Origin of the sequence: Undibacterium sp. JH2W (genome assembly GCF_049340425.1) — a bacterium.
Lineage (GTDB): Bacteria > Pseudomonadota > Gammaproteobacteria > Burkholderiales > Burkholderiaceae_D > Undibacterium.
Map to the genome: position 1 here is coordinate 69,335 of NZ_JBMPOT010000013.1, position 26,832 is coordinate 96,166.

The 26,832-nt window shown below is 52.8% G+C and carries 26 protein-coding genes and 1 pseudogene; 11 read left to right on the forward strand and 16 right to left on the reverse strand.

The features are described from left to right. Positions 1-58 precede the first annotated feature (58 nt). The 4 genes from pssA (at position 59) to pcp (ending at position 4,085) form a co-directional block, all read left to right on the forward strand. On the forward strand, positions 59-1,408 hold the full coding sequence (pssA, locus tag ACO0LC_RS19845) for a CDP-diacylglycerol--serine O-phosphatidyltransferase (protein WP_423006273.1): 1,350 nt from the start codon (positions 59-61) through the stop codon (positions 1,406-1,408). Between the two features lie 291 nt (positions 1,409-1,699). Continuing rightward, positions 1,700-2,434 (forward strand): DUF969 domain-containing protein, encoded by a 735-nt coding sequence (locus ACO0LC_RS19850; protein ID WP_423006275.1) that lies wholly within the window; start codon positions 1,700-1,702, stop codon positions 2,432-2,434. Continuing rightward, positions 2,431-3,417, forward strand: a complete 987-nt coding sequence (locus ACO0LC_RS19855; RefSeq protein ID WP_423006277.1) for a DUF979 domain-containing protein — start codon at positions 2,431-2,433, stop codon at positions 3,415-3,417. The genes ACO0LC_RS19850 and ACO0LC_RS19855 overlap by 4 nt, the downstream gene beginning before the upstream one ends. Positions 3,418-3,434: 17 nt before the next feature. After that, the gene (gene pcp / locus ACO0LC_RS19860; protein WP_423006279.1) at positions 3,435-4,085 is read left to right on the forward strand and encodes a pyroglutamyl-peptidase I; all 651 of its coding nucleotides are present in this window, start codon (positions 3,435-3,437) and stop codon (positions 4,083-4,085) included. A gap of 192 nt (positions 4,086-4,277) precedes the next feature. Here pcp and ACO0LC_RS19865 read toward each other — a convergent pair whose 3' ends face one another. From ACO0LC_RS19865 to ACO0LC_RS19885, 5 genes are all read right to left on the reverse strand, one after another. Next, positions 4,278-4,607, reverse strand: coding sequence for a hypothetical protein (locus ACO0LC_RS19865; RefSeq protein ID WP_423006281.1), 330 nt, complete (start codon positions 4,605-4,607; stop codon positions 4,278-4,280). A 262-nt stretch (positions 4,608-4,869) separates the two neighbouring features. Next, positions 4,870-5,904, reverse strand: coding sequence for a WD40/YVTN/BNR-like repeat-containing protein (locus tag ACO0LC_RS19870; RefSeq protein WP_423006283.1), 1,035 nt, complete (start codon positions 5,902-5,904; stop codon positions 4,870-4,872). 42 nt (positions 5,905-5,946) lie between these two features. Then, positions 5,947-7,395 carry a DUF4407 domain-containing protein gene (locus ACO0LC_RS19875; protein ID WP_423006285.1) on the reverse strand — a complete coding sequence of 483 codons (1,449 nt, stop codon included), beginning with the start codon at positions 7,393-7,395 and terminating at the stop codon, positions 5,947-5,949. Between the two features lie 2 nt (positions 7,396-7,397). Further along, positions 7,398-8,168: a LytR/AlgR family response regulator transcription factor gene (locus ACO0LC_RS19880; RefSeq protein WP_423006287.1), complete on the reverse strand. Its 771-nt coding sequence runs from the start codon at positions 8,166-8,168 to the stop codon at positions 7,398-7,400. Next, positions 8,161-9,414, reverse strand: coding sequence for a sensor histidine kinase (locus tag ACO0LC_RS19885; protein ID WP_423006289.1), 1,254 nt, complete (start codon positions 9,412-9,414; stop codon positions 8,161-8,163). The genes ACO0LC_RS19880 and ACO0LC_RS19885 overlap by 8 nt, the downstream gene beginning before the upstream one ends. A gap of 210 nt (positions 9,415-9,624) precedes the next feature. Here ACO0LC_RS19885 and ACO0LC_RS19890 point away from each other — a divergent pair, with 210 nt between their 5' ends. Then, positions 9,625-10,239, forward strand: coding sequence for a DUF4337 domain-containing protein (locus ACO0LC_RS19890; protein ID WP_423006291.1), 615 nt, complete (start codon positions 9,625-9,627; stop codon positions 10,237-10,239). A 161-nt stretch (positions 10,240-10,400) separates the two neighbouring features. After that, positions 10,401-11,015: a hypothetical protein gene (locus ACO0LC_RS19895; RefSeq protein WP_423006293.1), complete on the forward strand. Its 615-nt coding sequence runs from the start codon at positions 10,401-10,403 to the stop codon at positions 11,013-11,015. A gap of 160 nt (positions 11,016-11,175) precedes the next feature. Here the strand turns inward: ACO0LC_RS19895 and ACO0LC_RS19900 are convergent. Then, positions 11,176-11,274 (reverse strand): annotated as a pseudogene (locus ACO0LC_RS19900) (GDP-mannose pyrophosphatase); the annotation flags it as partial. Positions 11,275-11,361: 87 nt separating this feature from the next. Here ACO0LC_RS19900 and ACO0LC_RS19905 point away from each other — a divergent pair. Continuing rightward, positions 11,362-12,117 (forward strand): DeoR/GlpR family DNA-binding transcription regulator, encoded by a 756-nt coding sequence (locus tag ACO0LC_RS19905; RefSeq protein ID WP_423006295.1) that lies wholly within the window; start codon positions 11,362-11,364, stop codon positions 12,115-12,117. A 21-nt stretch (positions 12,118-12,138) separates the two neighbouring features. On the opposite strand, the gene ACO0LC_RS19910 is transcribed toward ACO0LC_RS19905, so the two are convergent. From ACO0LC_RS19910 to ACO0LC_RS19930, 5 genes are all read right to left on the reverse strand, one after another. Then, on the reverse strand, positions 12,139-12,942 hold the full coding sequence (locus ACO0LC_RS19910) for a substrate-binding periplasmic protein (RefSeq protein ID WP_423006297.1): 804 nt from the start codon (positions 12,940-12,942) through the stop codon (positions 12,139-12,141). Between the two features lie 196 nt (positions 12,943-13,138). Then, positions 13,139-14,047, reverse strand: coding sequence for an MBL fold metallo-hydrolase (locus tag ACO0LC_RS19915; protein ID WP_423006299.1), 909 nt, complete (start codon positions 14,045-14,047; stop codon positions 13,139-13,141). Then, positions 14,004-14,537, reverse strand: a complete 534-nt coding sequence (locus tag ACO0LC_RS19920) for a hypothetical protein (protein WP_423006301.1) — start codon at positions 14,535-14,537, stop codon at positions 14,004-14,006. Before ACO0LC_RS19920 ends, ACO0LC_RS19915 begins: the two co-directional genes overlap by 44 nt. A gap of 232 nt (positions 14,538-14,769) precedes the next feature. Next, entirely contained in the window at positions 14,770-17,157 is a 2,388-nt protein-coding gene (locus ACO0LC_RS19925; RefSeq protein ID WP_423006303.1) for a DUF6600 domain-containing protein, read from the reverse strand. A gap of 151 nt (positions 17,158-17,308) precedes the next feature. Then, complete coding sequence (locus tag ACO0LC_RS19930; RefSeq protein WP_423006305.1) at positions 17,309-18,277, reverse strand: LysR substrate-binding domain-containing protein; 969 nt, start codon at positions 18,275-18,277, stop codon at positions 17,309-17,311. Between the two features lie 109 nt (positions 18,278-18,386). Between ACO0LC_RS19930 and ACO0LC_RS19935 the strand changes: the two genes are divergently transcribed. Both ACO0LC_RS19935 and ACO0LC_RS19940 read left to right on the forward strand, forming a co-directional pair. Then, the gene (locus ACO0LC_RS19935; RefSeq protein WP_423006307.1) at positions 18,387-18,671 is read left to right on the forward strand and encodes a hypothetical protein; all 285 of its coding nucleotides are present in this window, start codon (positions 18,387-18,389) and stop codon (positions 18,669-18,671) included. Continuing rightward, positions 18,668-19,048, forward strand: a complete 381-nt coding sequence (locus ACO0LC_RS19940) for a VOC family protein (RefSeq protein WP_423006309.1) — start codon at positions 18,668-18,670, stop codon at positions 19,046-19,048. Before ACO0LC_RS19935 ends, ACO0LC_RS19940 begins: the two co-directional genes overlap by 4 nt. A gap of 94 nt (positions 19,049-19,142) precedes the next feature. Here ACO0LC_RS19940 and ACO0LC_RS19945 read toward each other — a convergent pair whose 3' ends face one another. Continuing rightward, entirely contained in the window at positions 19,143-20,123 is a 981-nt protein-coding gene (locus ACO0LC_RS19945) for an alpha/beta hydrolase (RefSeq protein ID WP_423006311.1), read from the reverse strand. Positions 20,124-20,206: 83 nt separating this feature from the next. Between ACO0LC_RS19945 and ACO0LC_RS19950 the strand changes: the two genes are divergently transcribed. Next, on the forward strand, positions 20,207-20,842 hold the full coding sequence (locus tag ACO0LC_RS19950; protein WP_423006313.1) for a TetR/AcrR family transcriptional regulator: 636 nt from the start codon (positions 20,207-20,209) through the stop codon (positions 20,840-20,842). A 158-nt stretch (positions 20,843-21,000) separates the two neighbouring features. Here ACO0LC_RS19950 and ACO0LC_RS19955 read toward each other — a convergent pair whose 3' ends face one another. Further along, complete coding sequence (locus tag ACO0LC_RS19955; protein WP_423006315.1) at positions 21,001-22,989, reverse strand: OPT family oligopeptide transporter; 1,989 nt, start codon at positions 22,987-22,989, stop codon at positions 21,001-21,003. 330 nt (positions 22,990-23,319) lie between these two features. Here ACO0LC_RS19955 and ACO0LC_RS19960 point away from each other — a divergent pair, with 330 nt between their 5' ends. Continuing rightward, complete coding sequence (locus tag ACO0LC_RS19960; protein WP_423006316.1) at positions 23,320-24,531, forward strand: hypothetical protein; 1,212 nt, start codon at positions 23,320-23,322, stop codon at positions 24,529-24,531. Here the strand turns inward: ACO0LC_RS19960 and ACO0LC_RS19965 are convergent. From ACO0LC_RS19965 to ACO0LC_RS19975, 3 genes are all read right to left on the reverse strand, one after another. Further along, positions 24,528-25,223: a flavin reductase family protein gene (locus ACO0LC_RS19965; RefSeq protein WP_423006318.1), complete on the reverse strand. Its 696-nt coding sequence runs from the start codon at positions 25,221-25,223 to the stop codon at positions 24,528-24,530. The genes ACO0LC_RS19960 and ACO0LC_RS19965 overlap by 4 nt on opposite strands. Positions 25,224-25,337: 114 nt before the next feature. Beyond that, complete coding sequence (locus tag ACO0LC_RS19970; RefSeq protein WP_423006320.1) at positions 25,338-26,135, reverse strand: type IV pili methyl-accepting chemotaxis transducer N-terminal domain-containing protein; 798 nt, start codon at positions 26,133-26,135, stop codon at positions 25,338-25,340. Positions 26,136-26,271: 136 nt separating this feature from the next. Continuing rightward, on the reverse strand, positions 26,272-26,709 hold the full coding sequence (locus ACO0LC_RS19975; protein WP_423006322.1) for an Lrp/AsnC family transcriptional regulator: 438 nt from the start codon (positions 26,707-26,709) through the stop codon (positions 26,272-26,274). Between the last annotated feature and the right edge of the window lie 123 nt (positions 26,710-26,832).

Consider the following 26,832-nt stretch of genomic DNA (forward strand, 5'->3'; position numbering starts at 1 on the left):
GTCCTGAAGCCGCGCTGGTGTTACCATCGTCAGGTTTTCACTGGTATTTATTTTAACCATGCGCCTCTTCAAGTCCGCTTCCGACCTTATGCATTTAAACGGTATCCCGCTACAGGCGGATGCCGTCCAGACGTTGCACACAGCAGCGGATTACCGCAACACGCTATTGGCAAAAATTGCTCAGGCAAAGCACAGAATTTATTTGTGCAGCCTGTATTTGCAAAACGATGAGGCCGGTGCCGAAATCCTGCAGGCCCTGTATGCCGCCAAGGCTGCCCGCCCTGAGCTTGATATCGCCGTTATGGTTGATTGGCACCGGGCACAAAGAGGCTTGATCGGGGCTGCCAAAAGCGGCGGCAATGCTGCCTGGTATAAAGAGGTCAGCAAGGCCCATGCCTACACCGTGCCGTTGTATGGCATACCGGTGCAGACGCGGGAATTATTTGGCGTGCTGCACCTGAAGGGCTTTGTCATCGATGATGAAGTCATCTACAGTGGTGCCAGCCTGAACAATGTCTACCTTCACAAGCAGGACAAATACCGCCATGACCGCTACCTGCTGATACACAATAAAGTGCTGGCCAATAGCATGGTGCAATTCATCCGTGCACACTTATTGTCTGCCGCTGCCGTGCACAGGCTGGACATGCCGGAGATACCGGCTACCCGCAGCATACGCCGGGAAATCAAGCAATTCAGGAGCAAGCTGAAAAGTGCCCGTTATGACTGCAATCTGGCCGAACAAGAACATGACAGGCACAGTCTCAGTGTGACGCCGCTGGTGGGGGTGGGAAAGAATAATCCGCTCAATAAAGTCATCTGCCAATTGCTGGCTGCCAGCAAGACCCAGATCACCATTTGCACGCCCTACTTTAATTTCCCGCTGGCGGTCACGCGTGAAATCAATCGTGCCCTGAAACGTGGTGTGCGTATCTGCATCATCGTTGGCGACAAGACGGCCAATGATTTCTTTATCCCGCCAGAAGAGCCATTCAAGGTTATTGCAGCTTTGCCCTATTTGTATGAAGTCAATCTGCGCCGCTTTGCCAAGTCCCATCAGGCAGACATCAGCAGTGGACAATTGCAATTGCGCCTGTGGAAAGATGATGACAATACCTATCATCTCAAAGGTATGTGGATAGACCAGGATTATGCCCTCATGACAGGCAATAACCTCAACCCGCGCGCCTTCCGCCTCGACCTGGAAAACGCCTTGCTGATCCATGATCCGCAACATGAATTGCAGCAGCAAAGGCAGGCAGAGTTGAGCAGTATCATGGAAAAGACGGCGGTCATTTCCCACTATCGCGAGCTGGAAAAAAATACGGATTATCCTGATCCCGTGCGCAAGTTGCTGGGGCGGCTTAGCGGTACGCGACTGGACAGGCTGGCGTACAGGGTCTTGTAGTTTATTTCCTTGTTTTCAAGTTGCAGGCAAGCCGGGAATTAGCAGGATTGCTTTAGCCCCTTCCCTTTCAAGGGGATGTAGTCGGGGTTTCGCAAAGCGAGCTTTGCGCCGACGAAATCTAAGCCGCTTGCAAGCGGCGCAGTGGATAGGTTGGGATGGGGATGGTGTTCTGTCGAAATTTGATGATAAGTTGATTAACCGAAACCCATCCCCACCCCCACCCTAACACTCCCCTTGAAGGGGAGGGGATTTAAAAAAACAAAAAAATAAAAAAACAAAACAGGAGACCGCATGAACCTGGCATTATTACTGCCACTGATAGGCATACCCCTGGTCGTCATAGGCTTTGCCCTGCGTTTCAACCCCTTGCTGGTCGTCACCGTTGCTGGCCTGGGTACAGGCTTTGCCGTAGGCATGGATTTCATGAGTCTGCTGGAAACCTTTGGTGAAAAATTTCTCAATAGCCGCCAGCTCACCAGTTCATTATTGATTTTGCCCGTCATAGGCTTGCTGGAACACTATGGCTTGCGTGAGCGTGCCCAGCAATGGGTAGCCAGCATACGCAGCGCCACCACGGGGCGTATCCTGATGCTGTACTTCGTCGTACGTGAAGCCAGCGCCGCCATGGGTTTGCTAAGCCTGGGCGGGCAGGCGCAAACCGTGCGGCCCTTGTTGTCACCGATGGCAGAAGGGGCTGCCAGCAACCTGCACGGTGAATTACCACCTGCCATACGCGACCGCATCGCTGCCCACGCTGCTGCCTGCGATAATGTTGCGCTGTTCTTTGGCGAGGATATCTTCATCGCCTTTGGTGCCGTGCTGCTGATGACGGCCTTCCTTAAAGAAAATGGCATCAGCGGAATAGAGCCTCTGGCTATCGGCATCTGGGGTATGCCTACGGCACTGTGTGCCCTGGTGATACATCTGTTTCGCCTGTCGCGGCTGGATGCCAGTATTGCCAAAGACATTGCAGCCTGGAAGCAGGAGAATCTAGCCAAGCAGACAGAAGTCGTGGTGAATGCATGAATAGCCTGGTCAGTATCAATCTGGTGCTCTACCTCATAGGCATCATCGTCATGCTGGTGGCTTTCATGACGCTGCGTGATACCAGTAACCCGCGGCGTTTGACCACAGCCTTGTTCTGGTTCCTGTTTGGCTTCAGTTTTTTGTTTGGCGACCTCATGCTGGCCACGCTGGGCAAGCCGCTGACTTATCGTATCGTCGGTATCTCAGTGCTGGTGATGGCAGTGCTGGCCGGTGCCAATTTGCTGGGTATGGGCAAACATGTGGATCATGACAGGCCAGCACGCCTACAAATCGCCAGCAAGTTGGGCAACCGCATTTTCATCCCGGCACTGACCATACCCATAGTCACGGTCTTGTTGACGGTGGTGGTGAAAGACTTTCAAATTGCGGGATGGTTTTTGCTGGATCAAAAAAACCTGACCCTGACTGCGCTATGCATAGCCTGTCTCTGCGCGCTGGGCCTGGCCTGCCTGTACACCCGTGGCACACCTCTGCAAGCCGTGCGTGCATCGCGGCGTCTGGTCGATGCCATAGGCTGGGCGCTGACCCTGCCGCAAATGCTGGCCATGCTGGGGGGCGTGTTTGTTGCCGCCAAAACCGGGCAATCCATACAGGATATCGTCAAACTCTTCATCAATCCTGACAGCCGCCTGACCCTGATCATCATGTATTGCTCAGGCATGGCCTTGTTTACCATGATCATGGGCAATGCTTTTGCGGCTTTCCCTGTCATGACGGCGGGTATCGCCCTGCCATTCCTGATCAACCAGCATCATGCCAATCCGGCGGCCCTGGTGGCGATAGGCATGTTCTCTGGCTATTGCGGCACTCTGATGACACCGATGGCAGCCAACTTCAATATCGTACCTGCCGCCTTATTGGAGCTGCAGGACAAGTATCAGGTAATAAAAGTGCAGATTCCTACCGCATTGCTGGTCCTGGGTTGTAATATCCTGTTGATACACTACTTTGTATTTCCCTGAATGGGCATGGAGGCAGCATGAAGCGCATCTTACTGACAGGATTTGATCCCTTTGGCGGCGAGCAAAGCAATCCCTCCTGGGAGGTAGTGCGCAGGCTGGATGGCTTGCTGATAGGTGACAACCACCAGATAGTCAGCGCCCGCCTGCCTTGTGAATTCGTGAATTCCCTGTTGATACTTGATGTTGCACTCAGGCAGCATCAGCCAGCTATCGTGATAGGCCTGGGCCAGGCAGGTGGCAGGGCAGATATCAGCCTGGAGCGTATTGCCATCAATGTCGATGATGCGCGCATGCCGGATAATGTTGGCGCTCAGCCCGTCGATGTGCCGGTGGTGCCAGGTGGCCCGGCAGCTTATTTCAGCAGCCTGCCCATCAAGGCGATAGCGCAAGAATTGCACTTGAGCGGCATACCGGCATCCATTTCACAAACTGCCGGCACTTTTGTCTGCAACCATGTGTTCTATGGGCTGATGCACATGGCCACCAAACTGGACTGCATACAAAGAGCAGGCTTTATCCATATCCCTTATTTGCCGGAACAGGCGATTGCCCACCCCGGGGCTGCCAGCATGCCGCTGGAGATGCTCAAGACAGCGATCTTGAAAGTATTGGAAAGTGTATTGAAAACCGACAAGGATTTGCGCATTGCCGGTGGGGCAACACACTAGGCGCTTGTCGTTGCTTTGATACGCTAAGGACTTATTGCAAGATGAGGGCTGTATTTGTTAGGGTGCGCCATGCGCACCATTTTTTGAAGATATTCGCTGCTGAACATGAAGCTAGCAATTTTTAACCATGTGGGTGGTGCGCACAGCGCGCCCTACAACCCAGACTTGTTTCTCTAAACGCTGCAACAGCCTTTAAGGCATTTTGAGCATGCCAGACTGTTTGCCCGGCAAGCCTTCTGCTTCCATGGCCTTGTCAGATTCGGTTTCGGTACAGATCTGGGTATCGTTGCTAGCTTTGTTTTTATCTGCAACTTTGGTGCTTGTCTCAGTTTTTTCTGCGGGCAAGTTTTTTTGTACTTTTTTGACCAGCACTTCAGCCGCCGGGGCGTACGGGCGGAAGTAGGAAATCAATTGCGCATCCAGGTTGGATACGGCCAAAGGTGCAGCGCCAGCAGCCAGTACATTTGCCAGCAAGGTGGTGGCGAGCACCAGTTTGGCCAGCAAGTTCAGTCTCGTTTTCATTTTTATATCCCTTTTTTCTACAGCGCGGATTTTGCAGAACGACAGTCTGGCAATGGTAACTGCAAAGAACGTGCCAGAGACAAAAGCAGGGCTTAGTACATACTTAAGTATGGCGCCTGCAGCAAATCCTGCTGCGAACTGTCCGCTTGTCGACATATCAGCGGACACTGCGGACAGGCCGGACACTTTCTGGCTGCTTGAATGACGATGCTGCAAGACACAGAAGGCTGAGCCATCTTAATTTCGCAATAGCCTCTAAGTGCTATTTTGACACATAATTAAATTTCATGAGCAAACCTTTGGGGCCAACTGCCCAGCCAGTCTGGGCATTGGCAAAGGCCACGGTATTCATGGGCGTCTGGCCCAGCACTTGCCAGGTCTTGCCAGCATCGCGGGAAATGCCGGAACCGGCCAGGCCCGCCGCTACATAAGTCCAGGCAGCACCTGGGACGGTGGTGATGACGGACATAAAGCCCTGGGGCAATACCGGTGAGGGCAGCCAGGTCTTGCCTCCGTCTTCAGTGCGCGCGCCATTGAGGCTATCGAGTTGCGGGAGTTTGTAGTCACCACCGACTACCATGCCATTTTTTTCATCCAGAAAAGCTACTGAGAAAGCGCCCTTGCTGGCCGCTGCCGCAGGCAGGGGCAGGTTTGCGACTGACCAGCTCATGCCTGCATCGCTACTGGCAAATACCCTCGCTTGTTCCGCGCTGCCGCTGACTATCCAGGCATGTTTGCTGCCGTAGGTGGCAAGGCAGGTGCCGCTGGCGGCAAACGCACCTTCATTGGCTAATGCAGTCAAACCTGCATGGCGATGCTCTTGCCAGTTCAGGCCGCCATCAGTCGTCGATAAAATCTGGAACTGGCCATCGACGGGGTCGCCAAACAGCATGCCCTGTTTGCTATTGGAGAAGGAAATCGCATCCCAGAAGCCAGTCCTGGCTTCATTGGTTTTCAGTAACTGCCAACTGCTGCCACCGTCGCTGGTTTGATACAGGCGCGACAAAGCGCCAGGACCGGCACTCATGATAATGGCATGCTGTGCATCAAAGGCATGGATGTCACGAAAATCCAGGCCGTCTGCGCCTGCCACCTGCATGCTTTGCCAATGCTCACCATCCACGGTGCGCAAGACTGTGGCCTTGGCGCCGCTGGCCCAGGCAACCTGGCTATTGACGACGGACAAGCCGCGCAACTCAACTTCAGTGCCACTGGTTTGTGCAATCCAGGCATCTGCGGCAGATACTGAGTGCATGGTGCTGATCAAGACTGCAAAAGCGATGGCGGCGAGTTTCATGGGCTTATGAACTGGAAATAATCGTGGCGTTATTAAACCTCTTTATTTGTGTGCCAGCAAGCGCAAAAAATTCGCATTCATGGCGTCCAGGCTGTCTTGCAATAAAGACCGCAAACCCGAAGACATCTGGCCTGAACCAGACTCAGCCTGCTGTTCCAACTGCTGCATGCGACGTATGGTGGCCAGTGCCGCGGTGCTGATACCATCGTCTGCTTGCAGGGCAGCGCGCTCACCCTTGAGCCTTGTCATCTCGCGCAATTGTGCAACTTCAATTTGTTCCTGGCGCAGTTTGACTTTGCTGCTGATAGTCCGTTTCAATAAATGCTCATCCGCATTCAACCTGGCATCGACATCGGTATGGCTGGTGAACTTGACGATGATGGCGACCAGTTCTATCGTCAAAAACCATAACAGCCACCAGATGAATTGCAAACGCCTGTGCATATCGTTTTGCAGCATGTCCCAGGTGGCGGCAAAGTCGGCAGCAAAACCGGCATGCGATGCCGCCTGTATGTGCTCAGCCTGGGCTTTTTCCAGCACCTGTGCATCTATCCTGGCCTTGCTGGCGATGGTATTTGCCTGGCTACGCTCTTCTGCGAGTTGCGCTTTCTCTGCCAGTTTTTCTTTGCGCCAGGCGATCAGGGTAGTATTGATGTCCTGCTCTTGTCGCTGGCATCTGGCCCTGGCTGCATTGATGCGGTTTTGTGCTGCGCTGATTTTTTGTTCCAGCAAGACAGCTTCGGCAGGCAGGGCTAGGTTCATGGCTTTGTGCCAGTTGGCGATCTGGCCATTGCTGCGGCGCTCTTCGGTTTTTGCCTGTTCACGCAAGCTTTGTAATTGCTGGCGCATTTCTGCCATTTGCGGTGGCTCGCTCAGCAACTTGTCTTCTGCCTTTTGCAGCTTGTCATCGAAAGCTGCTACCTCCTGCTGCAGGCTGGGCAAGCCAGTTGCCTGTTGCGCGCTTTGCAGGTTTTGTATCAGGCGGCTGCGTTCCAACTCGCCGGTCTTGACGGTGATTTCGGCGCGGTTGCTGTCTACATAAAATGGGTAGACCATGGTGATCGCCGACAATAACGCCAGCAGGCTGCGCCAGAACAGTCCCATGCACTTTGCCCGCCAGCTGGCATCGGATTGTATGGACATGATCATCTGTCTCTCCAGACACCACTGGAACAGCGCCCACAGGCTGCCCGAAATCATGGCGCCGGTGCTGCTGACATTCACCATGGTGGCCAGCATATGGGCCATGCCATAGCCTGCAAACAGGGCAAAGAAAATTACCAGTGCGCCTATGCCAAAATACTTGTGGCGACCGCGTGCATACAGGTAATTGCCCTCACTATCCTGGGCATCGATGACTTTCAGGCTGACCGCTGCTGACAGGGCCAGCAGGGACTTACTTGTGTGCACTATGGCGTGCACCATGGTGTTTACCAGGGCCTGTATCCAGACCTGACTAGCCTGACTATTCTGACTATTGAGAGAGCGCATGCCTACATATTCCTGAACAAGACCATGAAGGGCTGGCTGACGCTCAGCGTCTCTGGCCTGGTCTTGAGTTTGACCAGACCTTTACCGCTGTCATCACGACTGATGGCAGCAATCGCCCGCATATTGACGATGGTCGATCTGTGTATTTGCTTGAACATGCTGTTATCCAGCACTTGCAATAAATCGCGTATGGGTTTGCGCAACAGCGATTCACCTTCCGCTGTCATGACCACGGTGTATTTGCTGTCAGCCTGGAAGTAGGCAATATCATCGACCATGATGAGTCTGGTTTCATTCCCTACGCTGGCCGTGATCCAGACCAGCGGTGCCGGTTTGGGCACATCGGCGGGGCCGCCGCTAAGCTGGCGTACCAGGGCGCTGACGGCCTGTATATCCACCGCACCAGTCAGCGCACGCATTTGCAGACGCTTGACGGTGGCCAGCAACCTGTCCTGGGTGATAGGTTTCAGCAGATAGTCGACTGCGCCTTTTTCAAAGGCATCAATGGCATACTGGTTATAGGCAGTCACAAACACGATCTGACTATGCGGGCTGACTTCAGTCATGGCCGCAGCCACTTCCAGGCCGCTTAAACCTGGCATACGAATATCGAGAAACACCACATCCGGCTGGTGCGCGGCGATGGCTTCCAGCGCGCTGCCACCATCGTCGCAGGCTGCGGCAATTTCCAGCTCTGGCCAGGCCAGGCTCAGTTGTTGCAGCAGAGCTTCGCGCAACAGGCTTTCATCTTCAGCAATGACACATTTAGGCATGTTGTTCTCCCCTGGCTTTGATGACGGGGACAGTGATAGTGGCGGCTACTCCACTGGGGAAATTACCCACCAGGACAAAACTCGCGGCATTGCCATGCGCCAGGCGCAGGCGTTCACGGACATTCTTCAAACCTATTCCGGTACCGCCAATTTCTGTCCCCAGGCCATTGCCATCATCGGCCACAGTGACGGCAACATTGCTTTCATGCTGTCTGGCGATGATCCAGATGGTGCCGCCGCCGGTCTTGGGTTCCAGGCCATGCTTGATGGCGTTTTCCACCAGGGTTTGCAACATCATCATGGGGAAGGGCAGGGTTTTCAATTCTGCTGGTACTTGTATCTGTATATTCAGGCGTGCACCCATGCGTATCTTCATGATGTCCAGATAGGCGATGGATCTCTCCAGTTCTTCCCCTATGGTGGAGGCGGTATCTTCAGTACGCGGCAGGGAATGGCGTAAATAAGTAATCAGGTTGCCCAGCATTTGATCCGCTGCTGCCGGGTCAGCCCGCGTTAATAATTGCGCGCTGGCCAGGGTGTTGTACAAAAAATGGGGCTCTACCTGGGCATGCAGTAAATTGAGTTTGGCCACCGTCAATTCTTTTTCCGTGACTGACTGCGCAGTGCTGACTTTTTCATTGCGCCTGCGTTCGGCGATGCGGCGCGTGATGGCGCGGCTGATGGCTTCGGCATTTTCCAGGTTGGTGCCATTATCGACCAGGAATAAATCCGTCCAGGCCGGGCGCTCAGGTTCACAAATCAAGGTCAGGCTGCCGACGCCATCACCAGGTGTGATGGTGGCCAGGATTTGATTACGTTCGGTCGTCAAAAAATCCAGCAGTTTTAATTCATCAATAAAATTGGCCTGGTAAGGGTCTATGCGTTTGATCTTGGCGCGTATTTGCAGGCTGTCTCTGGCACTCTCGGTATCTTCTGCACCCGGTAATTCGCGGATGGCGGCATCGACCAGTTCAAAGGCTTCATTGGCTTCCAGCGGGATTTCTATCTGACGGCGCTGACGGTTGGCCAGCGTAGTGGCGTTGACCTTGCTGGCGATCAGGCGTACCCGGCGCACATGGGAAAAGCTGATGCCCATGACCAGGGGCACCATACTGAGAGGAATGAGGACAAAGACATCCGGTATATGGCCTCTAAAAATCCCGTTGACCAAGAATATCGTGGTGAACAGGATCACCAGGCTCCAGCCAAAACTGGCGCGGATGATAAACCAGAGCGTCGTGAACATGATTATTTCCTTCTTATTTGCGATTGCTGCCAAGAATAATTGCCTGCGCGACTTTCGTCTCGCCTTTTCCGACGAAAGCAAAGAAAAACAGATGAATTCTTGAAATAGAGGAGTAAAAGCCAGTTGCTAGCCCGCACAATTTAATATCGGCAAAAGCGGCACTTGGTGCGACAATACTGTTTTGATGCAATTTTGAACATAGGAGTAAATATGGACATCGATCCCATGGAAACCGTAGAGCAATTAACAGAACAGCAGGAAGAAAACAAGCAAAACAAGGCCAATAATCAGCTCAATATCTGGGTTGCCATCACGGTGGCTTTGCTGGCGACCTTCATGGGTATCTGCAAGGTCAAGGATGACAATATCGTGCAGGCCATGCAGCAATCGCAAGCTAACAAGATAGACCACTGGGCGTTTTACCAAGCCAGGAATATGCGTGAAGAACTGGCCAAATCAACAGAGTTGCAGTTGCGCCTCGCCTCTAAAAATGTGCCTGCCGACCAGAAAGCAGAATACCAGGTTGCCATAGACAGTTATGTCAAGCTGGCCAAGGAACAGCACGAGAAAAAAGAAGAACTGAAAAAGCAGGCTGAACAAGACCAGGTTGATTATGACAATGCCAATTACAAGGATGACCAGTTCGACTTGTCAGATGCCTTGCTGGCGATTGCGATTTCCCTGCTGGCAGTCACCGCACTGACCAGGCAGCGCTGGCTGTATTTCGTGACACTGATACCTACCGGCTTTGGCATATTCATGGGGCTGGCAGGATTACTGGGCTGGCACGTCCATCCCGATGCCTTGGTGCTTTTGTTGTCGTGAGCTAACAGGCAAAGAGCGTGGGTTAAAAACCCACTTCTTTGCTTGATGAATTGTAAATATGCTATCTTTTTTGGAGCTTGTGGACAGGTGTTCCTGCGCTCCTCTCTACTACCCTGACGCTGTGACTTACGCCTTAACTTCACCAAAGCAAAGGACAGGACATGAGCATTCACCTCAATTTCATCAACCAATCAAATAATGCAGATAATCCGGAAATCGTCATCTTCCAGAAAAATGTGGCAACAAATTTTGACGAATTGTCAGTTGCCTGGATGCTCATCAAGAACTGCGGGATAGGCGACAATTACCCCTTTAGCTTCTCTATGAGCATGGCTGTCGGCGTAAGCGACTCCTATGGCAACTATAGCCCGCAACTGCCAGCGCAAAACGGCCAGCTTTTTAGTATGACGTTAACGACTTCAGGTAATCAACTGCTTGCTACTGGTACAGGCACCAGTAGCAAAGAGGTGCAAGTGCTCAATAATCTGCCGAAAGGTGCGATCAATGCATCCATCTACAGAGACGGGAAATTGCTGGCAACTAAAACTTCTATAGCGCCACAGCAAAAAGCTTTGTTCGGATTCAAACCGACTATCTGGATAGGTGCTGCTTCACAAGTCGTGCAAGGTCAGCTCATGAACCCGGCGATTATTTCCAGCATCAATACAGAATTGTCACTGCTAGAGGTAGCCAGCGCGGATATCGTCATGACAGGCGGCACTGGCCATAATTCCACGCCCTTATCTTTTAACTTGAGAAATGTCGTCATGTCGTAAAGTGATGGGCACTTGCCAGTGTTGCCGATATGAGCAAATCGGGAAGGCTGGCATCTACTGGCAAGCAGGAATGTCAGATAAGGAATGGTAGACGGGTTTCCCCAATTGATGGGCCAGACCGACCATCATGTCTGCTCCTGCAGAGTCTCTGCTGTCAGCGACCATCGTGACGCAAATAGTCAAAACGGGTTTTTCGCAAAATATGCCAGTCATCTGACAGTACTTTGACATCATGTATGCGAACGCGGTCGGTATCCATGGGTTCCTCAATTTACTTGATTTTTTAGTGTATCGTGCAATATCGTGATAAATCAAGAAAAAACATGAAAAAAATGAAGGAACTACTATGCTGACCAGTCAAAGAAAAAAATACTTGATGGACTTGCTGGAAAAAGACCGGCAACTGGTTGCAAAAAAACTGAGTGAAGAGCTGGGGGTGTCGGAAGATACTATTCGCCGCGACCTGCGTGAAATGGCCAGAGAAGGAATGTTGCAACGTGTCCATGGAGGTGCTTTGCCGCTCTCCCCGGCACTGGTGGATTTCAATCAGCGCGAGAGTATTGCTGCGGATGAAAAACGTGCCATAGGCCAGGCTGCTGCTGGCATGATAGTGCCGGGACAAATCGTGTTTGTCGATGGCGGGACGACTACTGCACAGTTGATACGGTATTTACCTGCCTCCCTGGTCGCTACCATAGTCACCCATAGTCCTTCAATCGCGATGGCACTGGGTGGACATGAGCACATAGAAGTGATCTTACTTGGGGGGAGGTTCTACAGGCATTCCCTGGTCGCTGTTGGTGCTGCCACTGTGAACGCAATCATGCAAATTCGTGCAGATTGCTATTTTATGGGGGCAAGCAGCCTGCACCCGGAGGCTGGATTGAGCACGGGCGATTATGAAGAGGCAGCAGTCAAACATGCCATGAGCGTACAGGCAGGCAAGACGATACTGCTGGCGTCTTCAGAAAAATTGGACGCAGTATCACCTTATCAAATCATGCCAGCAAGAGCCTTGGATACCATTGTCGTCGCCAAAAACACTGAAGCAGACTTGCTGGCCCCCTACACTGCCATGCAGGTGGAGGTGGTGTATGCCTGATCGCAGCTATGCCAACCTGGATCAGGGTTTAGGTGGGTCCAGCCTGATGACCGCCATGGGTGGTGCTTCGTTAGGTAGCCATTTTTGATGGATGCGGCTGAAGTGGCCTTCTTTCTTCAACCAGCGCAAGGCATCTTCCCAGACCTTGATAGTGGTGGCTGGAGTGGAGCTGGAAAAAGCCAGATACAATTCCAGGCTGTCGAGGACTTTGACTTTTTCCACCTCATCGGCGCTATGCCCTATGTCCTTCAATACCGAGGAAACCACCAGGCTGCCCTCTACCCATAGATCAAAGCGCTTCGCCAGCAGCATATTGGCAATGATTTGGGGGGTGGGCGCTTGCTCTATGTTTTGAAAACCTTTCTTGCGCGCCGTGTCAGCAAAGATACTGGAGCGGTATGCGCCTACCTTGAGTTTTTGTATGTCATCGCTCATGGCCAGCAGGCGTGCGGCATTGCCTTTGCGGGTATATAGAGAAGTGGTGGAGATGGCGATAGGCCCCAGCAAGACCATGAGCTTTTCCCGCTCCTCTGATCTGCCTACCGTGAACAACAGGGTATTTGGTTCTTCCAGCAAGGCTTTATAGCCACGCGCCCAGGGCACGACTTGCACGGCCTGGGTGCTGCCCATATGCGCCTGCATGGCTTGCACCACTTCTACTGCCATGCCCTCGGCTTTAGTGCCTGTGCCAAAGCTGATGGGGGGCCAGTCTTCCGTAAAGATTTGCAGTTCTTGCGCTTGCGCCGGTACAAAAAAAACCGACAGAGCCAGCAGGCAGGCAAGGATGACATATTGATAGAACAAGGGGGAGCTGTCCTGACGCATCTTGAGACTTTATCCTGTTGTGCAAAGGGCAAAACCTTGTTACAGGCTTGCCTGTCTTTGATAGGGTGGGCATGCAATATACTTACCTTACCGAAATTTACAACAATTGCAGGACTAAGGGTAGCAGTGTACGTAAACTGTGTTGCAGATCAAGTCAGGCAACACAGTTTTGAGGAGCAGGAATGCCATACAGTATTCAGGTTTTTTCTGCAGGCGGTTGGGCTGCCCGCCTTAATTCCAGGGCTTTTTGAAATTCTTGCAAGCTGCCACTACGGCCATGTACACCGACCAGTTGCTGTACTTGCAAGCTGCCTTGTTTGATCAACTGTTCCAATTCCAGGCCTACATCAAATACCGGGGGGATGGGCCCAATTTCAGGCAGATAAAACAAGTCGCCCTGGAACAGGGTCTGGCTGCTTTTATCATAGGCCACCAGCATGTCTGAGGCATGGCTGCTGGCCAGCGGATAAATGCTGATACTGCGGCCGCCAAGGTCCAGTTCGCGTGCCTGGGTGACCTCAACAACCTTGCTGGCAACAGCAGCGCCCAACTGGCGTTCTACGGCCAGTTTGCCATCCTTGCCTGCCAGTATCTGCACACCTTCCTGAGCATAGCTTGGTGTTCCGGCGATATGGTCGCGGTGGCTATGTGACAGCACCAGATACGCCAGTTTGCGGCCGGGTGCAGTCTGTTCTATGAGTGCTTTGACCTTGGCTGCTTCTGCCGTGCTGATGGGGGCGTCATAGATAGCTACGCTGTGGCTGCCTACGGAAAAGCCAGTGTGATAGCCAGATTCACTACCATCTACCCTGTAGGTGCCAGGGGCAATCAGGGTTGCCCGCAAGCTGCCCTGGTCCTGTATCTCTACATAGCCTGCTGGCAAGTCAAAGCTATGGGCATCGACATGTTCAGTGAGCTGCGCATGGATGGTCCATTGCAATACCAGCTTGTCACCATTTTTTACGGTGATCTGTTTCGGTTGCTTGAAATCTTGTTTGCTGCCGTAGTCGGCGTATTCATAAGTCGATGCTGCTGTTTTTGCGCTCTGCACCTGGCCGCTGCTACGTTCTATGACCATGCTGGCTGGCTGGCCGGCCAGCGGCATCGCTGAAATTGACTTGTTCGTATTTGCCGCTGGTATCACCAGGCAGTGGAACAGGTTGAAGATTGCTGGCTTGCTGCTGCAAGAAGGCCGGGACCAGGAACAGGAAATCAGCATAGGCTTTGCGTGCTTCGCTGGCATCGCCCCTGGTAATCTCCAGCCCCTGCCGCCATTGCAGCAAGTCAAGCACAGCCATGCCATCCTTGTTACCTGTAGACAGGAACTGGAAGCGGATATTGCCAGGCCAGAGAGAATCACTGACGGAGCGGAATTGCCCATTTTTTTGCAAGATCAATTGCTGCTTGAGCTTGATTTCCTGGACCGCATTTTGTGGAGTGGCGGCTTGATGCGACGCCAGGCGTGTGCCCTGCATATCCAGAATGGCGGCAGTAAGCGGGTCGACAGTTTGCGCCTGTGTACCGTAGCAGACGAACAAGCAGCTGATAGCTGCTGCTGGTAACAACGGGCGCAAAGTAGCTAAGACAGGCATCATCGGTTCTCTTTCACATCGCATAAGGTGATATGCATGCCATTTGGCTGTAAGTCACTTTCGGCAGGAGGAGAGCGAAAAAGTTCCGAAAAATAAGCAAAATTTTCTGCCTGGCCTATGGTGATTTACAAGTCAGTGTGACAGGAAAATAGTATTGCTTAATGTCAGAGTAAGGCCATAGTTAATAAGCTGGCTCATCCATATTGAATCGACACGCCAGCTCAGTATTTAATGCTCAGCGCTCATTATTACCATTCTTTTTTGGATTACGTGGATCCTCTTTGTCCTTGGCTTTTTCTGCCGGAGCAGGGGCCGGTGCAGGCATTGCGCGCGGGGCAGGTGTTGGGGCAGAAGCTGGCATGGGCATAGGTGCAGGTCTGCTTTCCATGCGGGCAGGCTGAGGCATGGGTTGTGCTTGTGGTGCAGGCTGGATAAGCGGAGCCTGTGGCACGGGTCTTTCCACCGCGTTTACAGTAGGGCGACGCTCCAAAGGCCTGTCATTACCACGTTCAATATTGCGCTCTGGCTGCCTTTCGCGCATTTCTGGCTGACCATTGTTATTCCAGCTATTCGCTGGCCTTGCCGATCTGTCGACGTTCTCAACTGGCCGGTACTGGTTCGTGTTTGAAGGCGCCATGATGGCATTATTGGCGGGTGTATTGCCCGTCGGTGTATGCAACTGCTGGTTGACGGGGGGATTGGCAACCGGCGCGACATTGATGGTATTGGCAGGCTGATTCTGTATCGGGCGCTGGTTATTCATATTCAGCGGTGCATTGCCGGTATTCGGCATGCCATTGCCATAAGAGCGTGGCTGGTTATTGCCCGCTTCATTATTCCAGGTATTGCCTGGCCTGGCTGACCTGTCGTTATTTTCTATCCTCTCCGTTGGCCGGATCTGGTTTGGTGCAGGTGTGATGCCATTGACAGGGGTATGCGCAGGCGCATTGACCGCAGGGGCAATATTAATGCCTGCAGAGTTGCCGGTCTGTGGCGCCAGGTTAGCCGGTGTTCTGGGTGTGTACACATTACTGCCCTGGTTGCTGGTGTTGGGAGTAATAGGGGTATTCGGCGTATTGGTGAACGAATTGGAATTTTGCAAGCCCACAGCTGCATTGTTCGGGCGTATGCCAGGTGCTGTATTCGCATTCACTTCTGCCGGACGTGATACCGGCCTGCCTTCGTTGATATTGCTGATCACAGCGGGTCGCTGGTCGCCACGGGCAGCTGGCATATTCAGGTTTCTTTGGCGGTATTGATCAGCTTCGCCCCCGTTGCGTGGGCGGGTTTCGCCGAAGCGATTATTGTTGACTGGGGTGAGATTGGGTGCTTCCGTAGCAACCAGTGAGTTTTGCTTGATAGGCGTGAATAACCTGCTGCTTGACACTGGCATGACATGCTCGCCACGCACAAAGGTCGTAGTCGGCACGACAGTGACCGCATGCTGTATCCCTTGATTCACATAGCGCCCGCTGACCAGGGTGTTATTCACAACCAGGCTTTGATTCAAACGCTGTATATACTGGGTATTGTGGGTGTAACCAGGCCGGTAGACTTCGCCAGGCCCGAGCGGGAACCAGGCTACCGAGGCCTGGTTTTGATGGCCACCCGGCTTGGCAAGATAGCTGCCGCCGACAAAGACCACCAGGGCAGGGGCATACACAGGCCTGATATGATGCTGGCGCGGACCAGGCACCCAGGCCCAGCGTGTACCTACATAGGCCCAGCGGCCATAATGGTAAGGCGCAAATCCCCAAGGGGCGCGATCGACCCAGGTCCAGCCCCAGGGGGCGACCCAGACCCAGTTGCCATCGCGGTAAGGGGCCCAGCTGGCACTGACCTGGCGCGGATACCATACTGCACCGTAGTCGGTGGTGGTTTCCCATGCGCCATATTGATCCAGTTGTTCATAGCCTATGACTTCACGCGAGACATAGCGTACGGTTTCCACATTTTCTTCAGCACGGTCACGATCCGCCGCCCACAAATCAAAAGCATCAAGAGGCGAGACATTGCCTATGGACATGTGTTGCAGGTTACTGCCAGAAAAACGGGTTTGCTCACCCTGTCTGATGGTGATGGTATCGCGCTCGCCATGGGCTATTGCAGTACCGCGCCTTACTTGCACGGTAGTGGTATTGTCATCATTGACATTGATTCTGTATTCGCCAGGTTCTTGCAGCGAGAACACCAGGTTGGGGGTGCGTATGTCAAAATTTTCTCTATTGTTGAGGGCGCGTACGCGTATCACGATACTGCCCTGGTTCAAGTCTATCTGGGTATTGTCATCGTCGAGCAGGCTAAAGCTCAAGAGGGTGTTTTCCTGCATGCGCAAGGCATTCGGGCCTACATGCAATTCTGCCTTGCCAGCAAAGGGGACTTGCAGGCTGTCGCCCGTAGAGATGGGGCGGTTCGGTGTCAGTGTGCCCCAGTTATTCGTGCCTGCATCAGCAAAACCGATATTGCCATAGGCATAACTGACTCTGGCGACGCGGCCTGGTGGCTCATCCTGGGCATGTACAGGTGCCAGCACAAACAGGCTGGCCACTGCCAAAGCGGCAATTTTTAACAGGGGAGCACGGCGGGCTCTGGCGAGCAGGTTCAGCGTATCTGAGGCAGACATGGATTTCTTCCCGGCATGGGTAAATAAAAGTGACTAGTTCTATCCTTAACGCGCGAGCCACCTGTTTGGATGGCAGGAAATGTCACAATTTTTGTATTTTTTTGTAGCAAGCTTGCTGCTTGTTTTGTCCTGCTCCTCAACACTTATCGCATCAGGCAGTGCTGGCTATCCGGTTCACTTCGTCCAGCCATCGTATAGATGCCAGCCCTGCAGCGCTTTGCGCGGAAAAATCCTGGGCCTGCCCCATAAGCCAGTCGTGTACACACTGTACGGCAGGGATACTCATACTCTGTTTAGTGGAAAGTAAATAGTATCGACTATGGCTGCGCACGCCACTGTCAAACAGCCTTTGCAAATCGCCGGATTTGATGCGGGCGCTGACATGGCTATGGCGCTCAAAGGCAATACCATGTCCATGTTCGGCCGCTTGCAAGACCAGGTTGCTATCATCAAAGCTGATGCTACGCAGTGTCTGTTGTGCATGCAGGCCCAGAGCCTTGAAATACGCAGACCAGGATGAACCGGCACCTATGGTATTGGCGTGTACCAGCAAGGGCAGGCTCAGCAAGTCGGCCGTAGCGGCTGGCTGCAATCTGGCAATGAAATCCGGTGAAGCTACAGGGTAATAATATTCATCCAGGAATTTGTCGCTTTGCACATGCGGCCATGTACCCTTGCCAAAACGCAGTGCCAGGTCGACGCCGTTGTTTCCCAAATCAGCCAGTTCTATACCGGCCTGTATCTGTAGCGAAATCTCAGGGCGTAGTAAATAAAATTCATGCAATCTGGGTAGTAGCCAGTAAGCAGCAAAAGCGGGCAGGCAGGCTACCCTCACTACCTGGCGTGGGTTGCGGTGATGCTGGCCAATGCGGTCTATGGCTGTGCCCAGTTGATCCAGTGTGAGTGTCACTGCTGCATGCAATTCCCGCCCGGCATCGGTCAGCCTGACGCCATTCTGGCGCTCGAATAGCTCCAGCCCCAGTTGTTCTTCCAGTGAGCGTATGCGATGGCTGACCGCGCTATGCGTGAGGCTGAGTTCTTGCCCGGCCAGGCGAAAATTCTGCAGGCGGCCCGCTGCTTCAAAAATACGTAAATCATTCAAGCCCGGAATTTTTCGCATGACTATATTATTAACTGATTAGTTTTTCTCTATACCCTGGCGCATATTTGTCGCTAGTCAGTATGATGCTGCTAAAAGATACTGCGGACTTCGCTAACAAGGAGTTCGTATGACAAATCAACATATCAGCAAGGCCAGTTTTTCAGCTCAACAAATACGGGTGAGTTTTTTTGTCAGTATGATGTTGTTGTGTTTATTCTTAAAACCAGCGCTTGCTGCTGAAGCGCCAAGGTATCCGCTGACAGCCGATGTCAACAGCATCGATGGCATTATGCACGCCTATTATGATGTTGTCTCAGGCCCGGCCAATAACTGGATATTGTCAGAAACCTGGGGTAGCGAAAGCCCACAAAATCCCTTGCCCTTACCAACAGCAGCAGGAGTCAGCAAATGAAGATAGACCATATCTCCCTGCTGGTGAGTTCACTGGAAACCAGCATGCCTTACTATGAATGCCTGTTGCCGCAACTGGGCTTTGTCGAGAGCAAGCCCCAGGTCTGGACCGATGATGAGGGTTTCTTTTTCCAGTTCATGCAGGCCCATCCTGATACCCGCTCCTATGAACGTTATGGCGCAGGCATGAACCACCTGGGTTTTGGTGCGACCTCGGCAGAGCAAGTCATGCAGATACGCCAGACCATGCAAGAGGCAGGGTTTGACGTACAGGATATCAAAAACCTGGGTGGCTCACTAGCCTTGTTCATGAAGGATGCCGATGGCATACGTTTTGAGATCACTTACTATGCGCCAGGGGCAGAAGTGGTCGGCTGATTCATGTAGGAGCGGCTTCAGCCGCGAACAGCAGATGCCTTAAGCTCACTTTACGTATAGCCTGCGAAAAAAATGTTCGCGGCTAAAGCCGCTCCTACAGATCAGCATGGGCAAGGCTGGCCAGCCAACGCGTACCAAGCTGGACTAGTTCAGCATTGAATGCTGGCAAAAGAGAAAAATGTCCCCAGTCGATTTCTACATAAGTTTTTTGACCCGCAAGGCGCTGGTAGCAAGCCAGCGTCAGTTGCGGCTTGACCATCTTGTCACGTTGCTGATTGATGACCAGCACCGGCACCTGGCTATTTTCTTCCAGTGGTATCGCAAAAGGGGTATTGAGCATGCTGGCAAAATAGCGGGCCGTGACTGTGCGTAAAGTCAAAGGATCAGCTCGCCATTTGGCATAAAAACCTAGCGCAAGATCACGCTCATCCATCATGTTTTCAAAGCGTGCCAGCGGGCGGTATGGCAGGCACAGGCGCGGCGCGATTTTTGCCAACGCACCACTCATGGCCCTGCATGCCCTGGCCAGACCGGGGATGTTTGCCAAACCTGCAAAGCGGGTAAACGCCAGGCCAGTGACCGGGTCACCAAAGTCATACAAATTCAGACAGACGGCAGCGACCGGAGGCTGGCCTTGCTTGGTCAGCGCAGCGGCGGCGGCATATGTCAGGCCACCACCTATGCTGCCGCCGCACAGATACAAGGGGCCGTTGAATTCCTGTCTGGCCCAGGTGGCCGCATCGACGATGTTTTGCACTGCCTCTGCCACCGTAAAATCACCCATGGCACCGCCAGAACGACCCTGGCCTTTTTGGTCGGGTACGATGACGGTATAGCCTTGCTCATAAAATGCCAGTGCCAGTCCAACGAATAAACCACCATAACCGCCACCACCATGATTGAGTATCAGCACCGGGGTTGCCGGGTCAGCTTGCTGGTACAGGTCTATATGCAGTTCTACCCCTGTGGAGAGCAGATGGCGGGTTTGCACTACAGCCAGCACCCGTGCCAGCAGGGCTGGTTCATGGTAGCAATGCCAGTAAGTTTGCTCAGAGCGTGCTTGCTTCATATTCATAATGTAGTCCGGTAATCTTGCTGGACTATAATATGAATAATCATTCATATTGTCTATTCGCATTCTGGAGCCTGCTTTTTACCATGAGCAAATCGCGTAGTCAGCCTATAACCCAGCCTTTAAAACAGCCCTTGCAGCAAAGATCCAGGATGACGGTGCAAGCCATCATGGAAGCTGCTATTCATATTTTCGATGAGTATGGTTATGCCGCTGGCACCACTTCCCGCATCGCCAGCCGGGCTGGCGTCTCTATAGGTTCACTCTACCAATACTTCCCCAGCAAGGATGCGATCCTGACGGCCCTGGCAGAGCAGCATCTGGCCGAGGGCCTGGCGCTTGCCATACGCATGCTGGAAACCCTGCGCAGCAGTCAGCAGTCACTGCCTGCCACCCTGAATGAAATCGTCGATCATATGCTGGCGCTGCATGAACACAATCCCGGCTTGCACAGATTGCTGTATGAAGAAGGCTTGCTACCGGCAGACTTGCGGCAAACCGCCAGGCAGGCAGAACAATTCCTGATCGCTGAAGTGGCACGCTGCCTAAGCCTGCGCAGCGATGTGGCCGCTCACACAGACCGCCAGATGCAGGCTTACTTCGTGGTGCACACGATAGAACACTTCACCCACAGGCTGGTGATAGACCAGGCAACGGCGGAGTTTCAGTCAAGAGGGAAAGAAGAACTGGTCGGTATGCTGCAGAGGTATTTGCAGGTATAGATTTGGAAATAACTTCGTAGGTTGAGGGGCTTCGTAGGTTGGGCTACGGGGTATCAGCCCAACACTGGGCCTTTGCAAACGTATACGTTATTAAAAGCCGAGTGTTGGGCTGGTAAAGCGTAGCCTAGCGAGGCCCGGCCCAACCTACAAATGTACAACTACATCATCACATTAATAATAGCATTACCTATACCCAGGATAGCCGCACCAGAGATCAAACCGGCGCTGATGGCTTCACAGCCCTCTACCCAGAAAGTATGTCCCTTCGTGCCTTTTTCTGAATTTTTCTTGCCCATGTACCAGAATATCAAGGCACCTATCCACATGGCGAAGCAGGACTCAGGTGGCAAGACCACACCCAGGCCTATGGAAACCGCAGACAGCGGTAGGCGGCCACGGGTGATGATATTGCCGATTTCAATAAAGGCTGCGCACAGGCCAGCTACCGCCATGGCAATGATGGCTGAAGTCGGCAAACCGCTGACACCTTTGGCGATGATCTCGGCGACACCCTTCCATTGCAAGGCAGACGGGAAGGCAAACTGGTCGCTGACTATCGTTGCTGGGCTGCGCAGACCTTCAGCATCGGGCGGCAGGAACAACAGGAAGAACAGCGGAACGCAAGCCAGCGTGCCAGAGAAAATGCCGATAATATGGCCGATCACCTGATGCCTTGGTTTGCCGCCCAGCATATAGCCAGGCTTGATATCAGACAGCAGTGAAGAGGCATTGAAGGCGATGTCTGAAGTCATACCGGCTGGCAGCAAATTGGTGGCCGGATTGCTGCGGTCGATTGCCCCCATGCTGAATTGAGTGATCTTGGCCAACGCACCTATCGGTGCCCAGGAAGTCAGCGCCATGGCATTGATACAAATCACTGTCAGGACGAAAATCAGCGGGAAGGAAATCAAGGCCATGATGTAAGACACACCAAACAAGACATTGATCAACCAGGCTGCAATACCGCACAGGATAGGTACACCAACAAACGATATCCACAAAGGTACTTCTACCTCTTTCAACGGATCAGGACCGGTATCTTTTTCCTTGTTGCCTTTGCCGCTCAGGGATTTGAAGGCTGCCTTGAACAATTCAGGCTTGGCCAGCAAGCCGACCATGGCACCGACCACCATCATGGTCACTGCCCACCACAGGCCCCATTGATTGACGATCTCGGTGCGCGAGATTGGTACTACCGTGCCATTTGGCAAGGTGCGCGCGACGATTTCACCTCTTTGTATGATCCATGGCGCAAGCAAGACAAAATTGATGAAGGCACCCAGCATGACGCTGCTGGCAACCCGTATGCCCATCAGGCCGCCTACCCCCATCATGGCAACATCGAGATTCAGACGCAAGCCGAGCTGGCGTATATCGGTGCCCAGGATATTCGGTATTGCCCAATGCAGCTTGGTAGCCGCCGTATAGTAATAAGTATCCAGACGCTCAGGCAGGCTCCAGGCTTCTGTCATGCCGGCCCATTTATCCATGCGCAAAATCTTGAACTGTATCAGGCGCATCCAGCCATCGCTGACGATGAGCTGGTAAAAACCGGCAAACAGGCTGGTATAGCCAAGCAACTTGGCCTTGTAGAGGCCGGCACCGGCGCCATCGGTGTAGAGAGAATCCAGCACCACACCGCAGGCACGGCCTTCAGGGAAAGGAAGCTGGTCTTCATTGACAAAGCGGCGCTTGAGGGGAAAGGCCACCAGCACGCCGATTAAAGCGACGACGCAGATCCAGATGATCATTTGCCACCAGGGGATGATTTTCCCGGTAATCAGCATATAGGCTGCGAGGCTGGAAATCAGCGGGTTGACCATGTAGCCAGCCGCTGTAGCGATGGACTGGGTACAATTGTTTTCCAATATGCTGTAATCGGCAGTCAAACCCAGGCTATGCAGGATGCGAAAAATCGCAAACGACAAAATTACCGACGTCAGACCCACACCGATACCGATACCGGTCTTGGCACCGATATACAGGGCTGTGGCTGCGAGTATGCCACCCAGCAAGAAACCAGTGAGGGCAGAGCGCAGGGTCAGCTGTGCCATGTCCTTGCGGTAGACATTGTCAAACCACCATTGATCCTTTTGTCTTCGTGTCCAGGTGCGTATCTGTTCATCATCCAACTGCTGCAGAGCCATGTATCCTCCATTTTATTTGAGGACTTGCGCAAAACTACCCCGACTGCGCAGCAAAGACTGGCAGTAACAATTTTGCGTAAGTCCTGATTGTGATAGGCTGCCTTGTGGGCAGCCTATCTATCCTCAGTGTCACGCCATGGCTCATTTTTTGTATGCATGAGCTCAGGCGGTAGCGCAATATAGTGTTAGCTGAAGGTCATGTCAATTTTTGTGCACTGCGCTGTGAAAACAGACGTGAATTTGAACAGTTACCATCTGTCCAATAGCAGTAAAATGCTGGCAACAAAATGTCTTATTAAATACATGCGGAGAACGCTTATGGCATCGATCATGACACTCAATCAAGTAGCAGAAGCTTATGTAAAACTTGTCCTGGCAACAGGCCAGCATGATCCTGGCTATGTCGATGCCTATTATGGCCCGCCAGAATGGCAGGCAGCATCGCAAAAACTGCCCCTGCCTGATTTGTTGCAGCAAGCGGAAGAATTGACGAAACAGGCACAGTCCCTGCCAGCGGCAGAGGCAGGGCAAGAGCTGCGCCAGGACTTTTTGCGCCTGCATGTCGCTGCCGTGCGCACCTACATCGCCTATCTGGCAGGCCATAAACTGTCTTTCGATGAAGAGTCTGTGGCCTTGTATGATGCCCGTTCACCGGATTTAAGCCCGGCAGACTTTGACCCCATCCTGCTTGAACTGGGTCAGCTCTTGCCCGGTGAAGGCGACTTGAATACCCGTTTGAGTGCCTACGCCAAGCAATTTGAAATCCCGCAAGACAAGCTTGATGTCGTCTTCAAAGCCGCCATCCATGAATCGCGCGCCCGCACCAGGAAATACATCAGCCTGCCGGAAGAAGAAAATTTCGAGATTGAATATGTCAAAGACCAGGTCTGGAGTGCCTACAACTGGTACAAGGGCAATAGTTATAGCCTGATACAGGTGAATACCGACTTCCCCATGTTCATCAGCCGTGCCATCGACCTGGCCAGTCATGAGGGTTACCCCGGCCACCATGTCTTCAATCTGCTCATAGAAAAACACCTGGTCAATGAAAATGCCTGGGTAGAATACAGCGTCTACCCTTTGTATTCACCTATGTCTTTCCTGGCCGAGGGCAGTGCCAACTACGGCATAGAAGTCGCCTTCCCGCATGCCGAGCGCCTGGCTTTTGAAAAAGAAGTCCTGTTCCCATTGGCAGGCATAGACCCGGCCAAGGTAGAACATTATTACCAGTTGCAGGCAATCCTGCAAAAGCTGACTTATGCCGGCAACATGGTCGCCAAGCTGTATCTCGACGGTGATATCGATACCGAGGCTGCCGTCGCCATGCTGATGAAATACGCCTTGTCTGACGAGGCCAGATCAAGGCAACGCCTGCGCTTCATGGAAAAACATCGCTCCTACGTCATCAACTACAATCTTGGCCAGGATATGACCAAGGCCTATGTAGAAAAACTGGCCAAGCCGGGCGATGAACAAAGTCGCTGGCAAGTCTTTGCCGAGTTGTTGTCCAAGCCCAGGACCGCTTCGATGATGAAAATCTAAGTCTCTGTCAGGCTAGGTATCTTGGTTATTTGTCTGGCCTTGTCGACCTCCGGACTGCGGTAAGCCTTCTCTGGTATCGTTGCCAAGGTCGATGCATGCACTTGCTGATTATCGAGTCCATAGAATTTCTGGAAACTCATGATCAGCGGCTGCCACTTGTCCGGGTCTATGCGGTCAGGATTGCCGTCCAGCAGTAGCGATGCATCGACATGCAGGCGCTGTATCTTCAACTCGAAAGTCAGTATGCCGCCCTTGAGCATGGCTTCATCTTCGGCTATGCCATGCATGGCAGCGACTGTACATTCTTGCTGTACCAGGCATTCCTGTACCCGTGCGGCTTGCACGGTTTCTGATGCTTGCGGTGTCAAGCCTGCCAGTTCAAATTTATTCCTCTCCAGCCGGTAACCGCGTGCTGCCTTCCACGGTGACATGGCGTCTGAACCTGTGGTCAGCGCCAGTTTGTTGACGGCGGCTACATCATTGACTGAGGCCAGGTTGAGTACACACTGGCCATTTCTTTTCAGATTGCGGGCGGTTTGTGAACTGGAGCCCACGCCGATGACGGCCCGCCAGCCCAGCCAGAAAATGGAAGAGATAGGGGCCAGGTTGAAACTGCCATCTTCATTGACAGTGCTGACCAGGATGACGGGGGTGCCGAAATAGAGTATGGATGATTCGCTGCTGATGTGCATGCTGTCCTCGCTTGAATGTTGTAAGACCTTCGGTTTGATGGAGGAAGTATGCAGGGTGTCATTTGTTTGGGCTCGCTGGAAACGGACAGGGGATTTTACGCTTCATTAAAAAACTCAAACCGCCATCTGCTGATACATCCCGGTAATCTTGTCCATCACTTCAAGTATGCGTTCGCTTGTGGTGGCGACATTGGCGGCGGAATGGCGTTGTAGTTTTCCATCGCCTGTTTGGTGCAAGGCTGCCTCGAAGAAAGTCCATTGTGACTGGGCCAGCAGTAATTCATCTTTGAGCCTGGTATTGCTGCCACTCGATGCTTGCAGGGTTTGCATGGCGGCAGAGAATTCCTTGCGGGTACTCTCTATGCTGCTGGCCGCATTGCCGGGCGCGATATTCCAGTTGCTGGCCTGGTAGAGCTTGGCCAGGCGTTGCGATAGCATGCGTTGCCGGCCTGCCAGGTTGACCAGTTTTCCAGCGCCGCTGCCTGCATGCTTTTCCAGTTGGGTGGTGACGTCATCGGCCATGTGCAGCAGGGTTTCGCTATGCTTGAGTACCAGCCTGGCGTCGCCCTGATTGGGTGCTTTGCCGACCAGTGCCTGCTTGTATTCCTGCCAGGTTTTTTCCATGCTGGATAAATTACTGCGTATATCCGCTGTGGGAGCAAAGGCATGCAGCTCCACCAGTTGGCGGTCAAAGCTGGACATGGACTGGTCCAGTATTTTCTTTGATGCTTCCGTTTCCACATCCAGGCCAATTTGCAGGTAAGCCTTGGCCAGTCTTTGTGTCAGCATGCGCTGGCGGCCAGCCTTGTTGATGGCGTCGTTGACGCTGGCGACCTGGGCCATGGTCGGAAAAGCCAAAGTCAGGCTGGCTGCTGTGACCAGGCTGCCAGTGATGAATGTTCTGCGTTGCATGCCAACTCCATATACATAGTGAATACGATGGAGTGCAGACTAGGCGCTACAAAATTGAAAGCCTATTCCTCAATAGAACTAGTCCAGCCGGTTTTTGACACAGACTTTGACATAGCACAAGCATATGGCTGCTAACTCAGGCTTGATAAGCGCGCAAAGCAATGGGTGCTGACATGATGATAGACGTGCGCGTCTCACCATAGTGGTTGATATTGCCGACAAAGCTTTCCAGATGACGCAAGTCTTTGGTGGCAACACGCAGCAGGAACGAATCCTGCCCCGTCACATGCAGGCATTCCAGCACTTCTGGCAGGGATTTCAGATGCGCGATGAGGCTGGCTTTTTGTGGCTGGGGCACGGTGATACCTATCACGGCTTGCACTTGCAGGCCTATGGCTTCGGCATTGACCTCGGCACGGTATCCTTTTATGACGCCAGCTTCTTCCAGACGTTTGACTCTCTCTGATGTGGCAGGTAGCGACAGGCCGGTTTCGTCAGCGAGTGCTTTCAATGAGATGCGGGCGTCGCGTTGCAGGGCTGCCAGGATTTTCCAGGCTTTGGCGTCGATATCCATGAGATTTAAGTCCAGATGAGGATACGCAAGAATAATGAAGGCAATGTAGCAGTTTTACCTGAATTTTTCCATGTCAATCACTGACTCAAATCTTCATACTGTATGCCTGTTTGTGATTTCCAG

Excerpts from the sequence above, each read along its gene's own strand:
- ACO0LC_RS19880 (WP_423006287.1), bottom strand. The coding sequence starts at position 8,168 with ATGCCTAAATGTGTCATTGCTGAAGATGAAAGCCTGTTGCGCGAAGCT.
- ACO0LC_RS19915 (WP_423006299.1), bottom strand. The coding sequence starts at position 14,047 with ATGCCGCTGGCCGGCCAGCCAGCCAGCATGGTCATAGAACGTAGCAGC.
- ACO0LC_RS19950 (WP_423006313.1), top strand. The coding sequence starts at position 20,207 with ATGAGCAAATCGCGTAGTCAGCCTATAACCCAGCCTTTAAAACAGCCC.
- ACO0LC_RS19890 (WP_423006291.1), top strand. The coding sequence starts at position 9,625 with ATGGACATCGATCCCATGGAAACCGTAGAGCAATTAACAGAACAGCAG.
- ACO0LC_RS19875 (WP_423006285.1), bottom strand. The coding sequence starts at position 7,395 with ATGCGCTCTCTCAATAGTCAGAATAGTCAGGCTAGTCAGGTCTGGATA.
- ACO0LC_RS19855 (WP_423006277.1), top strand. The coding sequence starts at position 2,431 with ATGAATAGCCTGGTCAGTATCAATCTGGTGCTCTACCTCATAGGCATC.
- ACO0LC_RS19870 (WP_423006283.1), bottom strand. The coding sequence starts at position 5,904 with ATGAAACTCGCCGCCATCGCTTTTGCAGTCTTGATCAGCACCATGCAC.
- ACO0LC_RS19895 (WP_423006293.1), top strand. The coding sequence starts at position 10,401 with ATGAGCATTCACCTCAATTTCATCAACCAATCAAATAATGCAGATAAT.
- ACO0LC_RS19975 (WP_423006322.1), bottom strand. The coding sequence starts at position 26,709 with ATGGATATCGACGCCAAAGCCTGGAAAATCCTGGCAGCCCTGCAACGC.
- ACO0LC_RS19970 (WP_423006320.1), bottom strand. The coding sequence starts at position 26,135 with ATGCAACGCAGAACATTCATCACTGGCAGCCTGGTCACAGCAGCCAGC.
- ACO0LC_RS19885 (WP_423006289.1), bottom strand. The coding sequence starts at position 9,414 with ATGTTCACGACGCTCTGGTTTATCATCCGCGCCAGTTTTGGCTGGAGC.
- pcp (WP_423006279.1), top strand. The coding sequence starts at position 3,435 with ATGAAGCGCATCTTACTGACAGGATTTGATCCCTTTGGCGGCGAGCAA.
- ACO0LC_RS19965 (WP_423006318.1), bottom strand. The coding sequence starts at position 25,223 with ATGCACATCAGCAGCGAATCATCCATACTCTATTTCGGCACCCCCGTC.
- ACO0LC_RS19910 (WP_423006297.1), bottom strand. The coding sequence starts at position 12,942 with ATGCGTCAGGACAGCTCCCCCTTGTTCTATCAATATGTCATCCTTGCC.
- ACO0LC_RS19930 (WP_423006305.1), bottom strand. The coding sequence starts at position 18,277 with ATGCGAAAAATTCCGGGCTTGAATGATTTACGTATTTTTGAAGCAGCG.
- pssA (WP_423006273.1), top strand. The coding sequence starts at position 59 with ATGCGCCTCTTCAAGTCCGCTTCCGACCTTATGCATTTAAACGGTATC.
- ACO0LC_RS19960 (WP_423006316.1), top strand. The coding sequence starts at position 23,320 with ATGACACTCAATCAAGTAGCAGAAGCTTATGTAAAACTTGTCCTGGCA.
- ACO0LC_RS19850 (WP_423006275.1), top strand. The coding sequence starts at position 1,700 with ATGAACCTGGCATTATTACTGCCACTGATAGGCATACCCCTGGTCGTC.
- ACO0LC_RS19905 (WP_423006295.1), top strand. The coding sequence starts at position 11,362 with ATGCTGACCAGTCAAAGAAAAAAATACTTGATGGACTTGCTGGAAAAA.
- ACO0LC_RS19945 (WP_423006311.1), bottom strand. The coding sequence starts at position 20,123 with ATGAATATGAAGCAAGCACGCTCTGAGCAAACTTACTGGCATTGCTAC.
- ACO0LC_RS19940 (WP_423006309.1), top strand. The coding sequence starts at position 18,668 with ATGAAGATAGACCATATCTCCCTGCTGGTGAGTTCACTGGAAACCAGC.
- ACO0LC_RS19920 (WP_423006301.1), bottom strand. The coding sequence starts at position 14,537 with ATGATGCCTGTCTTAGCTACTTTGCGCCCGTTGTTACCAGCAGCAGCT.
- ACO0LC_RS19955 (WP_423006315.1), bottom strand. The coding sequence starts at position 22,989 with ATGGCTCTGCAGCAGTTGGATGATGAACAGATACGCACCTGGACACGA.
- ACO0LC_RS19935 (WP_423006307.1), top strand. The coding sequence starts at position 18,387 with ATGACAAATCAACATATCAGCAAGGCCAGTTTTTCAGCTCAACAAATA.
- ACO0LC_RS19865 (WP_423006281.1), bottom strand. The coding sequence starts at position 4,607 with ATGAAAACGAGACTGAACTTGCTGGCCAAACTGGTGCTCGCCACCACC.
- ACO0LC_RS19925 (WP_423006303.1), bottom strand. The coding sequence starts at position 17,157 with ATGTCTGCCTCAGATACGCTGAACCTGCTCGCCAGAGCCCGCCGTGCT.